Source organism: Rhodanobacter sp. FW106-PBR-R2A-1-15, from assembly GCF_058789735.1.
Window position 1 is genome coordinate 133,729 of sequence record NZ_JBYTEM010000001.1, and the last position, 12,693, is coordinate 146,421.

Here is a 12,693-nt window from a genome sequence, read left to right on the forward strand (position 1 = left end):
GCCGTTGGCCCGACGGCGACCGGCTTCACGACGCACTTCCCCGCGGAAGCCGTCACTACGCAGCAGGACACGTTCGTCCCGCTGTGCCGGCAGGTCTTCGGACTTGCGGACGTGGATCGAGGCGATCCGCCTACTTGCTCCTGCTTCCCAGCCGCCGAGGGCCAGTGCATGTGGGTGCGTTCGTTTCCGCTTTACCGCTGCGGGGCAGTTCCGGAGTTATACCGGGATTCCCTTTTAAGCCCGACCGATGTCGCATCTGGTCGGGCACCGACAGGCACAACATATCGGGTGACCAGAGCAGGGTCGACCCAACAACTTGTGCATAAGTCGAATGCGTGCCGCCTGCGGCGAGTGCCTGCGCAGGCGGCGTGGGTTACAGCGCGTCGTGATCCAGCTCGCCGGTGCGGATGCGGATCACCTGTTCCAGCGTGCTGACGAAAATCTTGCCGTCGCCGATCTTGCCGGTGCGGGCGGAGGCCTGGATCGCCTCGATCACGCGATCGAGCTGGTCGTCGACCACCGCCACTTCCAGCTTGATCTTGGGCAGAAAATCGACCACGTACTCGGCGCCGCGATACAGTTCGGTGTGGCCCTTCTGGCGACCGAAGCCCTTGACCTCGGTAACCGTGACGCCCTGCACGCCCACCTCGGCCAGCGCTTCGCGCACATCGTCCAGCTTGAACGGCTTGATGATCGCCACGACCAGCTTCATGGAGGCTTCCTTGAAAGGTATCGGTTGGGTCGAGGCTGCATTTTGCCTGCACGGTGCATCATTGTCGCGCCGCGCGTGGCACGTGTAAGACAATCCCTACAGTTTTTGATGGAGCATACCGATGGCGCGTCCAATTTCCGTTCACCTAGTATTTACCTCGACGAGTTCGAGGCGCTATCCATGATGGATAGGCAGGATATCGACAAGATTGCCCTGCGACTTGTGTCGTTGGTACCGCCAGGGGTGGCACAGGCGCATCAGGATTTGCGAACCAACTTCCAGGATGTTCTGGCGCAAGGACTGCGCCGCCTCGACCTGGTCACCCGCGAAGAATTCGAAGTCCAGTCCCAGGTGCTGGCGCGTACCCGCGCCAAGGTCGACGAATTGGAGCGATGCGTGGCCGAATTGGAGGCCACGCTGGCTGCCCGCGCGGGTCAGTGACTACCGCCTCCCGGGAGCCGCCTCCGATCCGTCACCCTCACCCCGAGAACGATCGGAGGCGGTTATTTATTCAGCGCTGCTGATGGAGCCGCCAGATGCCCGTGCCTGTCAGCGACCGATCCCCCATGCAATGCCAGTCCGGGGTTGCATGAGTCTTGCCGTCACCCTCAGTCGCGCCCAGGAAGGGATCGCCGCACCGCAGGTGATGGTTGAGGTACACCTTTCCGGCGGCCTGCCAAGCACCAGCATCGTCGGCCTGCCCGAGGCCGCAGTGCGCGAGGCGCGCGACCGCGTGCGGGTGGCGATCCAGAACACCGCCTTCGAATATCCCGGCCGTCGCGTCACGGTGAACCTCGCGCCGGCCGAGCTGCCGAAGGATGGCGGCCGTTTCGACCTGCCGATCGCGCTGGGCATCCTCGCCGCCAGCGGACAGGTGCCGCGCGAGAAGCTGGACGATTGCGAGTTCCTCGGCGAGCTGGCCCTGACCGGCTCCCTGCGTGGCGTGTCCGGCGTGCTGCCGGCGCTGCTGCGCGCGCGCACGCGCGGCCGCCGCGTGGTGGTGCCGCGCGCAAACGCCAGCGAGGCGGCGCTGGTGTCCGACATGGACGTGCGCGTGGCCGACACGCTGGCCGAGGTGTGCGGCTGGCTGCGCGGCGCGCACGAGCTGTCGATGCCGGTGGGCATTCCCAGCGACGGCGGCGCCAACGGCGGCCCGGACCTGGCCGACGTACGCGGCCAGCTGCAGGCGCGCCGCGCGCTGGAGATCACCGCAGTGGGCGGCCATCATCTGCTGCTGATAGGGCCGCCCGGCACCGGCAAGACCATGCTGGCCGAGCGCCTGCCCGGCATCCTGCCGCCGCTGTCCGAATCGGAGGCGCTGGAAACCTGCGCCGTGCTGTCGGTGGCCGGCCAGGTCACCGATCCGGAGCACTGGCGGCGGCGGCCCTTCCGCGCGCCGCACCACACCGCGTCGGCGGTGGCGCTGGTTGGTGGCGGTCCGTATCCGCGCCCGGGCGAGATCTCGCTGGCGCACAACGGCGTGCTGTTCCTGGACGAGTTGCCGGAGTTCAGCCGGCACGTGCTGGAAGTGTTGCGCGAGCCGATGGAGTCGGGCCACATCGTGATCTCGCGGGCGGCGCGGCAGTCGACGTTTCCCGCCCAGTTCCAACTGGTGGCGGCGATGAATCCGTGCCCCTGCGGCTACGCCGGCGACCCGCGCTGCCAGTGCACGCCGGACCAGATCCAGCGCTACCGCGCGCGCATTTCCGGGCCATTGCTCGACCGCATCGACCTGTGCGTGGAAGTGCCGCCGGTACCGCTGGCTGAACTGGGCACGCCGCGCAACCAACGCGACGAGGATTCCGCCACGGTGCGTGCGCGCGTGCTCAAGGCGCGCCGGCAGTCGCTGATGCGCGCGGGCCGGCCGAACGCCGAGATCAGCACGCGCGAGCTGGAGCGCGACTGCGCGCTGGGGCCGGCCGAGCGGCGCTGGTTCGAGTCGGCGCTGGAACGACTGGGCCTGTCCGCACGTGCCTACCATCGCGTGCTGCGGGTGGCCCGCACCATCGCCGACCTCGATGGCGGCGCCGCCTTGCTGGAGCGCGAGCACCTGGCCGAGGCGCTGCAGTACCGGCGGTTCTAGGTAAGGCCTGAACAAGCCCTCATCCCAGCTTGACCAGCCTCCGGCTGTTGAAAGGCGCCTCGCCGGGATGACGAACAGGAACTTGATCAGAGCATCCCTGGACGCGGTCGGTACCTAGCGGTGAGCAAAAGCAGGTACATGCCTTTCTCTCACTTCTCGTTCCTCTCCACTTGCTCCTGGTCTTTCGCGCCGGTACAGCAGGCAGGAGCGCGCCCTGTGCGCAAGCTTTCCGCCACGTGACGAAGAGCATCGTGCACAGAGTGCGCTCCCGCGTGCCCTTCACGCCGCCGAGGCCTGCTTGAACTGTGCCTCTTCGGTCGAACCCTTCAGCGCGGTGGTCGAGGACTGGCCCTGCTGGATCGCCTGGGTCACCTGGTCGAAGTAGCCGGTACCCACCTCGCGCTGGTGCTTCACCGCGGTGAAGCCGCGCTCGGCGGCGGCGAACTCCTTCTCCTGCAGCTCCACGAACGCGCTCATCTGGCGCCGCGCGTAGCCGTGGGCGAGGTCGAACATGCCGTAGTTCAGGCTGTGGAAGCCGGCCAGGGTGATGAACTGGAACTTGTAGCCCATCGCGCCCAGTTCCTTCTGGAAGTTCGCGATGGTGGCGTCGTCCAGGTTCTTCTTCCAGTTGAAGCTGGGCGAGCAGTTGTAGGCCAGCATCTTGCATGGGAACTTCGCGTGGATCGCCTCGGCGAAGCGGCGCGCGTCATCCAGGTTCGGCTTGCTGGTCTCGCACCAGATCAGGTCGGCGTACGGCGCGTAGGCGAGGCCGCGGCTGATCGCCTGGTCCAGGCCGGAACGCACGCGGAAGAAACCCTCGACGGTACGCTCGCCGGTGATGAACGGGCGGTCGTTGGCGTCGACGTCCGAGGTGAGCAGGTCGGCGGCGTCGGCGTCGGTGCGCGCCACCAGCAGGGTGGGCACGCCGGCGACATCGGCGGCCAGGCGCGCGGCGTTCAGCTTGTCCACCGCCTCGCGGGTCGGCACCAGCACCTTGCCGCCCATGTGGCCGCACTTCTTCACCGAGGCCAGCTGGTCCTCGAAGTGCACGCCGGCGGCGCCGGCCTCGATCATCGCCTTCATCAGCTCGAACGCGTTCAGCACGCCGCCGAAGCCGGCCTCGGCGTCGGCCACGATCGGCACCAGCCAGTCGCAGTCGTCCTTGCCCTCGGCGTGGTGCAACTGGTCGGCGCGCAGCAGCGTGTTGTTGATGCGCTTGACCACCAGCGGCACCGAGTTGGCCGGGTACAGCGACTGGTCGGGATACATCTCGCCGGCCACGTTGGCGTCGGCGGCGACCTGCCAGCCGGAGAGGTAGATCGCCTGCAGGCCGGCCTTGACCTGCTGCATCGCCTGGTTGCCGGTGAGCGCACCCAACGCGTTGACGAAATCTTCCTGGTGCAGCGACTTCCACAGCCGCTCCGCGCCGCGGCGGGCCAGCGAGTGTTCCACTGCGACGGTGCCGCGCAGGCGCACCACGTCTTCGGCGGAATAATTGCGCTGCACGCCGGTCCAGCGCGGGTTGTTGTTCCAGTCCAGGGTGATCTGTTCGGCGGTGGGCAGGGTGGTGGTCTTCATGGCGTGGCTCCGGTTGTTTTAGGCCCCTCTCCCGCTGGGAGAGGGGTTGGGAGAGGGTTCGGGCGAAGCGTGCTGATTCGCCCCGTGCGTACCCTCATCTGCCCTTCGGGCACCTTCATTCGGCACATCCCTGTGCCTCATCCTTCGGGCGGCTTGCGCCGTGCAAATCGGCAGTCCTGCCGATTTTTCTCCCGAGGGAGAAGGGGTAATCGTCAGAGTTGTTCGTAGGCGGGCACGGTGAGGAAGTCGCCGAGCTGGTCGGCATGGGTCATTGCGCCGAGTAGCGCGGCGGCGGCGTCGGCGCGCGCGGCGCCGGGGTGCCGGCTGTCGCGCAGGCGATGGGTGTGCGCGGCGACGGCGTGGTCGAACAGGGCGAAGTCGATCGGCGCGTGGTCGGGGAATTCGAGATCTCCGTGATGGAGCCACTGCCACAGCTGCGCGCGGGCGATCTCGGCAGTGGCAGCGTCCTCCATCAGGTGGTGGATCGGCACGCAGCCCAGGCCATCCAGCCAGGCGGCGGTATAGCGCAGGCAGACCTCGACGTTGTTGTCGAAGCCGGCGCGGGTGACCGTGCCGGCCGGCGCGGCGAGCAACTGCTCGCGGCTCACCCGCACGTCCTCGCGCAGCACGCCGAGTTGATTCGGCGCGGGCATGTATTCGTCGAACACCGCTTGCGCCACCGGCACCAGCGCGGGATGCGCCACCCAGGTGCCGTCGTGGCCGGCCTTGACCTCGCGCAGCTTGTCGGCGCGTACCTTGGCCAGCGCGGCCTCGTTCGCGGCCTCGTCGCCCTTGATCGGGATCTGCGCCGCCATGCCGCCCATCGCGAACGCGCCGCGGCGGTGGCAGGTCTGGATCAGCAGCTCGGAATATGCCCTCAGGAATGGCACCGTCATCTGCACCTGGCCGCGCTCCGGCAGCAGACGGTCGCGGTGGCCGCGTAAAGTCTTCAGGTAGGAAAAGATGTAATCCCAGCGGCCGCAGTTGAGCCCGACCGCGCGGCGGCGCAGCGCGTGCAGGATCTCGTGCATCTGGAACGCCGCCGGCAGCGTCTCGATCAGCACGGTGGCCTTCATGCTGCCCAGCGGCAGTTGCAGCTCTTCCTCGGTGGCCGCCATCACCGCGTCCCACAGCGCGGCTTCCTCCATCGCTTCGAGTTTCGGCAGGTAGAAATACGGGCCGCGGTCGCTGCCGTGCAGCGCGCGGGCGTTGTGGAACGCGAACAGGCCGAAGTCGACCAGCGCGCCGGCCATCGGTTCGCCGGCCACGCTGAAGAACTTGTCGTGCAGGTGCCAGCCGCGCGGGCGCACCACCAGCACGGCCGGATTGTCGTTGACGCGGTAGCTCTTGCCCTCGGGCGAGGTGAAATCGATCGTGCCGTTCACCGCGTCACGCAGGTTGAGCTGGCCGTCCAGCTGATTGGCGAAGGTGGGCGCCGAGGAATCCTCGAAGTCGGCCATGAACACCTTCGCGCTAGAGTTGAGCGCGTTGATGATCATCTTGCGCTCGACCGGGCCGGTAATCTCGACGCGGCGGTCCTGCAGCGCAGCCGGGATCGGCGCCACCGTCCACTCGGCTGCGCGGATCGATGCCGTGTCGGCACGAAAATCCGGCAGGCCGCCGGCGTCATAACCGGCCTGGCGCTCGCGCCGGGCCTGCAGCAACTGCTGCCGGGTGGGCTCGAAGCGGCGGTGCAACCGGGCCAGGAAGTCCAGCGCCGCGGGGGTCAGGATGCCTGCGTAACGTGCCGGATCGGCGTGGATCTCGACGGTGCCGAGGTCAAGCCGTTCCTGTGGGACTGCCATGGGTTTGCTCCGTGTCGTGGGTGACTCGAAGCTAGGCCAGCAATCATGTATTTGACAAAGTGAATGTTTCAATCATAAATATTGATAAATTCAATCTGTAACACAATTGACTGAAATCATTCGATGAAAAAGCACGCGGGCACGCCAAACAAGTCAAAAAAAATACACCGCAGCGCAGCAAAAAAGCGCGCTGGCGGCGAGCCCGCCGACGCGGGCCGCTTCTACTACAAGGGCAACCGCCACAAGCAGCTGCGCGCCTTCGTCAGCGTGGTGAAGCTGGGCACGCTGACCCGGGCCGCCGAGGCGCTGTTCCTGTCGCAACCCACCATCAGCCTGCAGTTGCAGGCGCTGGAGCGCGAACTGGGGGTGAGCCTGCTGGAACGCCGTCGGCGGCGCATCAACCTCACCGACGCGGGCGAGGCGCTGTACGAGCTGGCGCGACCGCTGGTCGAGGGCTGGGATACGCTGGACCGTGACTTCCAGGCCCGGGTCAAGGGGTTGCAGGCCGGCCGGTTGACCATCGCTGCCGGCACCTCGACCATCCAGTACCTGCTGCCCGAGCTGGTACGCCGCTACCGCGAGCAGTACCCGGCCGTGCAACTGCAGCTGGCCAACGTCACCGGCAAGGACGGCCTGGCGCTGCTGCGTGCGGACGAGGCCGACTTTGCGGTCGGCTCGATGCTGGACGTGCCCAACGACATCGCCTGGGCGCCGGTGCAGCACTACGACCCGATGCTGATCATGCCGCCGGACCATCCGCTGGCGGCGAAGGAGAAGATCACGCTGGAGGACATCTCGCCGTACGGCCTGATCCTGCCGCCGCAGCGGCTGTCCACCTACCGCCTGGTCGACCTGGTGTTCCAGCAGCGCCAGGTTCCCTACCACGTGGCGATCGAGGTGGGCGGCTGGGACGTGATCAAGGAGTACGTGGCGATGGGCATGGGTATCTCGATCGTCACCGGCATCTGCATCACCGCCGCCGACCACGCGCAGCTCGCCGTACGCAATATGAAGCAGTACTTCCCGCAACGCGGCTACGGCGTGGTGATGCGCAAGGGCAAGTTCCTCAGCGCCGAGGCGCGCGCCTTCGTCGACCTGATCCGCCCCGGCCTGCTGACCCACCGCGACTACGATGAGCCTGGGCATTCGGGGCGTTGAGCAACAACCCCGCGGCGTTGCGGAAACGCCAGTTCCAGTCCTGAACCGGTCGCCGCGTGGTGGTCAGATGTTGCGGTGCTTGCCCCGGAACGGCGCGTAGAACGCGCGCAGGCGGGCGAGGTCCGCTTCCATGTCGGCGCTGGTGTCGAACAGCGGACCGAGCTGGATGGTCTTGTCGGGGTAATGGAATGCCACCGGGAAGATCGGCACGCCGGCCTCGCGGGCGATGCGCCAGAAGCCGCTCTTCCAGCGCTTCACCGGCTTGCGCGTGCCTTCCGGCGCAATGCCCAGCCAGAGTTTTTCGCGCTGGCGGAACTGGTCAATCATCTGCTCGACCACGCCTCTGGCGGCGCCGCGGTCGATCGCCATGCCGCCGAGCCGGCGCAGCAGGCCGCCGAGCAGTCCGCGGAACAGTTCCTGCTTGGCCATGAAGTGCACGTCGGCACCGATCGCCACCTTGAGCAGCAGGCCCCACACGCCGTCCCACCAGGACGAATGCGGCGCGACGATCAGCACCAGTTTCGGCACATCGGGAAACTCGCCGGCCAGGCTCCAGCCGCGCAGGCGCAGCACGGCGCGGCAGGTCTTGCGTTGCCAGCCGTCGCGCAACCTGGGCATTTGCGCCGGCAACTGGTCCGGCGTAAACAGGCGTCCCCTCATTCGAGGTCCGGTTTGCGCGAACGCGTCTGCTTGATCTTGCCGCGCTGCTGCTTGCCGGCCAGGCGGCGCTCCCTGGAGGCGCGGGTCGGCTTGGTGGCCACGCGCTTCTTTGGCGGCAGCAGCGCGCCGCGGATCAGTTCGGCCAGCCGCTCGCGCACGTCATCGCGGTTGCGCCCCTGATCGCGGAAGCGGCGGCCCTGGATCACCAGCACGCCGTCGGCGGTGAGCCGGCGATCGCGCCGGGCCAGCAGCCGCTCGCGCACTTCGTCCGGCAGCGAGGGCGAGCTTGCCACGTCGAAGCGCAACTCCACCGCGCTTTCGGTGCGGTTCACGTGCTGCCCGCCGGGACCGTCCGCGCGCAGGAAGCGCTCGACCAGTTCGGATTCGGGCAGGGTGAGGGTGCGGCTGATGGTCAGCATGCGGGAAGTGTAGGGGATCGAATCGGTGGGCCGAAACGGGGATGCCGCTGGTGCGGCAGGAGCCCGCTGGCGGGCGATGCGGTTGCCTTTGCGAATCCCGAATCCCGAATCCCGAATCCCGGCTTTCAAGGCATCGCCCGCCAACGGGCTCTTACGGATTTTTCAGCGCAGTCGACCAGTCGAAGCGCTCCAGCAAGGTGCGGTACTCGCCATCGAGCGGCGCCTGCAGCGACATCGACTCGCTCGTCTGTGGGTGGCGGAAGTCCAGCCGCCACGCGTGCAGCAGCATCCGGTGGCAGCCGAAGTGTTGCTTGTACAGCCGGTTGTGGTCGCCGCGGCCGTGCTGGCAGTCGCCGATCACCGGGTGGTGGATGTGCGCCAGGTGCTTGCGGATCTGGCGGAAGCGGCCACTTTCCGGCTCGGCCAGCAGCAGGGCGTAACGCTGTTGCGGGTAGCGGCCCAGCGCGATCGGCACCCCGACCGTGGCCAGCCGCCGGTAGTGCGTGCGCGCCTCGCGGCGCGGGCCGGTTTCGCGCGAACCGGGCAGCGGGTAGTCGATCACGCCTTCGGCTGGTTCCGGCCAGCCGCGCACCACGGCGAGGTACCGCTTGTGCATCAGGCGGCCCATGAACTGCCCGCCCAGCGCGGCGGCGACTTCTTTGCTGCGCGCCACCAGCAGCACGCCGCTGGTGGCGCGGTCGAGCCGGTGCGCCAGGTACACGCTGTCACCCACCTGTTCGCGCAGCAGGTCGATCAGGAACTCCTCCGCGTTGCCGACCATCTTCGAACGATGCACGGCAAGGTTCGCGGGCTTGTTCACCGCGATCAGCGCATCGTCCTGGTAGAGAATGTCGAGCATTTGCCTGAGCTTTTTGTGTGTAGGAGCCCGCTGGCGGGCGATGCCTTGAAAGCCGGGATTGGGGATTCGGGATTCGGGATTCGCAAAGGCAACCGCATCGCCCGCCAGCGGGCTCCTACGGAAGCGGTCAGCGCGAGCGTGGCCAGCCGATCGCGAACGCGAGCAGGCCTGCGATGCCGGCGCCCAGCGGGAGCCAGATACCGTGTTGCGGCGCCAGTGTCCACAAGAGGGTCGAGCCGATCAGCGAGGCGCTGCCGAGCAGGCCGCAGGCGAGCAGCTTGTGCTGGCGGCGGGCGATGTCCAGGCTCAGCTTCAGCGCCAGCGGATCGCTCGCCACGCGTGGCTCGCCGCGCGCGAGCCGGCCCAGCGCGTCGCGCACCAGCCCGGGGAATTGCGGCGCCTCGTGCAGCCATTCCGGCAGCCGCCTGCGCACCTCGCGCAAGGTGTGTCGCACGCTGTAGCGTTCGCGCAGGATGCGTTTCAGCACGGGATGCGCCACCGCCCAGATGTCGATCTCCGGATCGAGCATGCGGCCGACGCCCTCGATGTTGAGCAGGGTCTTCTGCAGCAGAATCAGCTGCGGCTGCAGGGTCAGCTGGAAGCGGCGCGCGGTCTGGAACAGCTTCACCACTAGCTCGGCCAGCGAGATTTGTGCCAGCGGGCGGGTGAAGTACGGCTCGCACACCGTGCGCACCGCCGCTTCGAGCTCGTCCAGGCGCACGTCGGCGGGCATCCAGCCGGCGTCCACGTGCAGCTTGGCGATGCGCGCGTAGTCGCGTTCGAACAGCGCGATGAAGTTCTGTGCCAGCCAGTACTGGTCGGCCTCGGGCAGCGAGCCCATGATGCCGAAGTCCAGCGCAATGAAGCGCGGTTCGCCGACGCGCGACGGGTCGACCCAGATGTTGCCGGGGTGGGCGTCGGCGTGGAAGAAGTTGTCGCGGAACACCTGCTCGTAGAACACCCGCACGCCCTTGGCGGCGAGCGCCTTGCGGTCCAGCCCGACGGCGTCGATCGCGGCGATGTCGTCCGAGCTGATGCCGTGCACGCGCTCCAGCGTCAACACGCGCGCACTGGTCAGCTCCCAGTGCACCTCGGGCACGTAAAGGTCGGTGCCGCTGGCGAAATTGCGCTTGAGCAGGCTGGCGCTGGCGCCTTCGCGCTGCAGGTCCAGCTCGTTCTCCAGCATCTTTTCGACTTCGGCCACCACGTCCAGCGGGCGGATCTTGTCGGCGTTCGGGTGCCAGCGTTGGGCCAGCTCGCCCAGCGAGCGCAGCAGCTTCACGTCGCGGGCGATCTGCGCGTCGATACCGGGGCGCAGTACCTTCACCACTACCTCGCGGCCGTCGTGCAGCGTGGCGGCGTGCACCTGGGCGATCGAGGCGGAGGCCAGCGGCATTTCGTCGAATTGGGCGTATAGATGGCCAATCGGCAATTTCAGTTCACCCTCGACGATGGCCCGTGCTTCGCTGCCGGGGAACGGCGCGACCTGATCCTGCAGCAGCGCCAGCTCGTCGGCGATGTCCGACGGCACCAGGTCACGGCGGGTCGACAGCACCTGGCCGGCCTTGACGAAGATCGGCCCCAGCTCGGTCAGCGCGTGGCGCAGGCGCGCACCGCGCGGCAGGCCACGGATGTCGATGCGCGGACGCGCCACCAGCGGGCGCAGCAGCTTCAGCGGACGGTACAGGTGGGTGGCATCGACCAGTTCGTCGAGCCGGTACGCCAGCAGCACCGAGGCGACCCGCAGCAGGCGCGGCACCACCTTCAGCGGCGTCACGCGGCGTGGTCCTGCAGGCGCTGCAAGAGGCGCTGCACGCGCGATTCCAGCCGTTCGCTGCGTTCGCGTACGTCGTCCACACCGTCGAGGAACCCTTCGACTTCGCCTGGCGCCATGGCCACGCGAACCTCGTCGCGTAGCCAGTCGGCGCTGTCCTCGGTGAGATGGCTGGCGGTCTCGCGGGCGTGGGTGAGGCCCTTGCGCACGGCTGCCGCCAGCGGCACGCCGAGCACGTCGCCGAACGTGCGCGCGAACGCTTCCTCGAAATCCGGGGCGAACTTGCCGGCCAGCTTTTCCAGTCGGCGTGCCAGCTCGGCGTCGCCGGCGATCTCCACCTTGCCCGGCGCGACGCCGCCGTCGTCGCGGCGGAACATCATCGCCAGCAGGCTGCCCGGCGTGGCGGCCACCTTCAGCTGGCTGTCTTCGTGCGGCGGGCCCACCTTCAGCCGCGCGTCGTCGACGGTCACCGCCAGCGCGATTTCCGGCCCGCGCAGGTGCAACTGCACGCTGCGACCGTTCAACGCCGCCAGCCGTTGCTGCGTGTCGGGGTCCAGCGACAAGGTATGGTTCAGCGCGGTTTCCAGCGCGCGGCCAGCGAGCTTGCGCAGCGGTTGCGGCAACCAGGAGTTGGGAGTGGCGGCGTTCATGCGGCGATTGTAGCGGGGCGGCGCGGGCGCCGCGGTAAGAGGGAATGGGGAATGGGGAATAGGGAATAGGTAGAGTGCTTTATGGCCAGCCTGAAAGATGCCGCGAGTACCGGCGCTCTTTCTTCTGCTCTTATTTCCTATTCCCCATTCCCTATTCCCTGCTCCCAGCCGCTCCAACGAAGCCGAGTTGGCGCCACGCTTCGTAGACGGCCACGGCGACGGTGTTTGACAGATTCAGGCTGCGACTGTCCGGACACATCGGCAGGCGCAGGCGCCGTTCGGCGGGAATGGATTCCAGCACCTCACCCGGCAGGCCGGCGGTTTCGCAGCCGAACAGCAGCGCGTCGCCGTCGGCGAAATGGGCGTCGACGTGGGCGACGCGGCCGCGGGTGCTGAAGGCGAACACCCGCGGCGCGCCGATCGCGTCGAGGCAGCTGGCCAGGTCGTCGTGCACCGCGACGCTGGCGTACTCGTGGTAGTCCAGCCCGGCGCGGCGCAGGCGGGCGTCGTCGAGCGCGAAACCGAGCGGACGGATGAGGTGCAGCGCCGCGCCGGTGTTCGCGCACAGGCGAATCACGTTGCCGGTGTTCGGCGGGATCTCGGGGCGGAACAGGATGATATGGAGCATCCCGCCATTATCGCGTGTGCGGGCTGGGTTGCGGCGTACGCTCAGCCGCCGACCAGCGGACAGACCACGCCGTCCGCGGGCAACGCGCAACTGGTCGGCCCGGCCAGCAGGATCGCCGCGACGCTGCCGTGGGTAGCGAGCTGCACCGAACCCGGGGCGATCGTCATCATCGCGCCGAGGATCAGGCCGCAGACCGCCAGGCAGGCGATGAACAGGCCGTGCAACATCAAGGTCTCGAATTTCATGGGTCATGGCTCCGATGAATGAAGGGAAGTCCTTGCCAAGCCGTTGGAGCAATCCCCGTGCCAGGTCGCGTTACGTGTACAAGTTGTTGATTTGGCGCGGTTCAACAACCCGGTGGCGCGGG

At 67.8% G+C, this 12,693-nt stretch carries 13 protein-coding genes and 1 riboswitch; of the genes, 3 read left to right on the forward strand and 10 right to left on the reverse strand.

Annotation, left to right across the window (positions count from 1 at the left end; genetic code table 11):
* Positions 1-71: 71 nt before the first annotated feature.
* Positions 72-286: riboswitch (cobalamin riboswitch) on the reverse strand.
* An 87-nt stretch (positions 287-373) separates the two neighbouring features.
* Positions 374-712, reverse strand: a complete 339-nt coding sequence (glnK, locus tag AC3WTD_RS00500; RefSeq protein WP_008437572.1) for a P-II family nitrogen regulator — start codon at positions 710-712, stop codon at positions 374-376.
* Between the two features lie 180 nt (positions 713-892).
* On the opposite strand from glnK, the gene AC3WTD_RS00505 reads away from it, so the two are divergent.
* Together AC3WTD_RS00505 and AC3WTD_RS00510 are read left to right on the forward strand one after the other, a co-directional pair.
* Positions 893-1,153 carry an accessory factor UbiK family protein gene (locus AC3WTD_RS00505; RefSeq protein ID WP_027491348.1) on the forward strand — a complete coding sequence of 87 codons (261 nt, stop codon included), beginning with the start codon at positions 893-895 and terminating at the stop codon, positions 1,151-1,153.
* Positions 1,154-1,301: 148 nt separating this feature from the next.
* Positions 1,302-2,795 carry a YifB family Mg chelatase-like AAA ATPase gene (locus AC3WTD_RS00510; RefSeq protein ID WP_492612695.1) on the forward strand — a complete coding sequence of 498 codons (1,494 nt, stop codon included), beginning with the start codon at positions 1,302-1,304 and terminating at the stop codon, positions 2,793-2,795.
* Between the two features lie 279 nt (positions 2,796-3,074).
* Here AC3WTD_RS00510 and aceA read toward each other — a convergent pair whose 3' ends face one another.
* Both aceA and aceB read right to left on the reverse strand, forming a co-directional pair.
* A complete protein-coding gene (gene aceA, locus AC3WTD_RS00515; RefSeq protein WP_027491346.1) occupies positions 3,075-4,373 on the reverse strand; it encodes an isocitrate lyase in 1,299 nt (432 codons plus the stop codon).
* A 212-nt stretch (positions 4,374-4,585) separates the two neighbouring features.
* Positions 4,586-6,178: a malate synthase A gene (aceB, locus tag AC3WTD_RS00520; RefSeq protein ID WP_492612696.1), complete on the reverse strand. Its 1,593-nt coding sequence runs from the start codon at positions 6,176-6,178 to the stop codon at positions 4,586-4,588.
* A gap of 123 nt (positions 6,179-6,301) precedes the next feature.
* Between aceB and AC3WTD_RS00525 the strand changes: the two genes are divergently transcribed.
* Positions 6,302-7,336 carry a LysR family transcriptional regulator gene (locus AC3WTD_RS00525; RefSeq protein WP_027491344.1) on the forward strand — a complete coding sequence of 345 codons (1,035 nt, stop codon included), beginning with the start codon at positions 6,302-6,304 and terminating at the stop codon, positions 7,334-7,336.
* Between the two features lie 63 nt (positions 7,337-7,399).
* On the opposite strand, the gene AC3WTD_RS00530 is transcribed toward AC3WTD_RS00525, so the two are convergent.
* The 7 genes from AC3WTD_RS00530 to AC3WTD_RS00560 all read right to left on the reverse strand — a co-directional run bounded on the left by AC3WTD_RS00530 (position 7,400) and on the right by AC3WTD_RS00560 (position 12,571).
* The gene (locus AC3WTD_RS00530; RefSeq protein WP_492612697.1) at positions 7,400-7,996 is read right to left on the reverse strand and encodes a 1-acyl-sn-glycerol-3-phosphate acyltransferase; all 597 of its coding nucleotides are present in this window, start codon (positions 7,994-7,996) and stop codon (positions 7,400-7,402) included.
* On the reverse strand, positions 7,993-8,415 hold the full coding sequence (arfB, locus tag AC3WTD_RS00535) for an alternative ribosome rescue aminoacyl-tRNA hydrolase ArfB (protein WP_027491342.1): 423 nt from the start codon (positions 8,413-8,415) through the stop codon (positions 7,993-7,995). The genes AC3WTD_RS00530 and arfB overlap by 4 nt, the downstream gene beginning before the upstream one ends.
* A gap of 151 nt (positions 8,416-8,566) precedes the next feature.
* A complete protein-coding gene (locus tag AC3WTD_RS00540) occupies positions 8,567-9,274 on the reverse strand; it encodes a pseudouridine synthase (RefSeq protein ID WP_027491341.1) in 708 nt (235 codons plus the stop codon).
* Positions 9,275-9,401: 127 nt separating this feature from the next.
* On the reverse strand, positions 9,402-11,051 hold the full coding sequence (gene ubiB, locus AC3WTD_RS00545) for a ubiquinone biosynthesis regulatory protein kinase UbiB (protein WP_492612698.1): 1,650 nt from the start codon (positions 11,049-11,051) through the stop codon (positions 9,402-9,404).
* Entirely contained in the window at positions 11,048-11,698 is a 651-nt protein-coding gene (locus tag AC3WTD_RS00550; protein ID WP_492612699.1) for a ubiquinone biosynthesis accessory factor UbiJ, read from the reverse strand. Before AC3WTD_RS00550 ends, ubiB begins: the two co-directional genes overlap by 4 nt.
* A 151-nt stretch (positions 11,699-11,849) precedes the next feature.
* Positions 11,850-12,326, reverse strand: a complete 477-nt coding sequence (gene trmL / locus AC3WTD_RS00555; RefSeq protein WP_492612700.1) for a tRNA (uridine(34)/cytosine(34)/5-carboxymethylaminomethyluridine(34)-2'-O)-methyltransferase TrmL — start codon at positions 12,324-12,326, stop codon at positions 11,850-11,852.
* A gap of 41 nt (positions 12,327-12,367) precedes the next feature.
* A complete protein-coding gene (locus AC3WTD_RS00560) occupies positions 12,368-12,571 on the reverse strand; it encodes a hypothetical protein (RefSeq protein ID WP_492612701.1) in 204 nt (67 codons plus the stop codon).
* Positions 12,572-12,693 lie beyond the last annotated feature (122 nt).

Excerpts from the sequence above, each read along its gene's own strand:
- aceA (WP_027491346.1), bottom strand. The coding sequence starts at position 4,373 with ATGAAGACCACCACCCTGCCCACCGCCGAACAGATCACCCTGGACTGG.
- glnK (WP_008437572.1), bottom strand. The coding sequence starts at position 712 with ATGAAGCTGGTCGTGGCGATCATCAAGCCGTTCAAGCTGGACGATGTG.
- aceB (WP_492612696.1), bottom strand. The coding sequence starts at position 6,178 with ATGGCAGTCCCACAGGAACGGCTTGACCTCGGCACCGTCGAGATCCAC.
- AC3WTD_RS00530 (WP_492612697.1), bottom strand. The coding sequence starts at position 7,996 with ATGAGGGGACGCCTGTTTACGCCGGACCAGTTGCCGGCGCAAATGCCC.
- AC3WTD_RS00550 (WP_492612699.1), bottom strand. The coding sequence starts at position 11,698 with ATGAACGCCGCCACTCCCAACTCCTGGTTGCCGCAACCGCTGCGCAAG.
- AC3WTD_RS00540 (WP_027491341.1), bottom strand. The coding sequence starts at position 9,274 with ATGCTCGACATTCTCTACCAGGACGATGCGCTGATCGCGGTGAACAAG.
- arfB (WP_027491342.1), bottom strand. The coding sequence starts at position 8,415 with ATGCTGACCATCAGCCGCACCCTCACCCTGCCCGAATCCGAACTGGTC.
- AC3WTD_RS00560 (WP_492612701.1), bottom strand. The coding sequence starts at position 12,571 with ATGAAATTCGAGACCTTGATGTTGCACGGCCTGTTCATCGCCTGCCTG.
- AC3WTD_RS00525 (WP_027491344.1), top strand. The coding sequence starts at position 6,302 with ATGAAAAAGCACGCGGGCACGCCAAACAAGTCAAAAAAAATACACCGC.
- AC3WTD_RS00510 (WP_492612695.1), top strand. The coding sequence starts at position 1,302 with ATGAGTCTTGCCGTCACCCTCAGTCGCGCCCAGGAAGGGATCGCCGCA.
- trmL (WP_492612700.1), bottom strand. The coding sequence starts at position 12,326 with ATGCTCCATATCATCCTGTTCCGCCCCGAGATCCCGCCGAACACCGGC.
- AC3WTD_RS00505 (WP_027491348.1), top strand. The coding sequence starts at position 893 with ATGATGGATAGGCAGGATATCGACAAGATTGCCCTGCGACTTGTGTCG.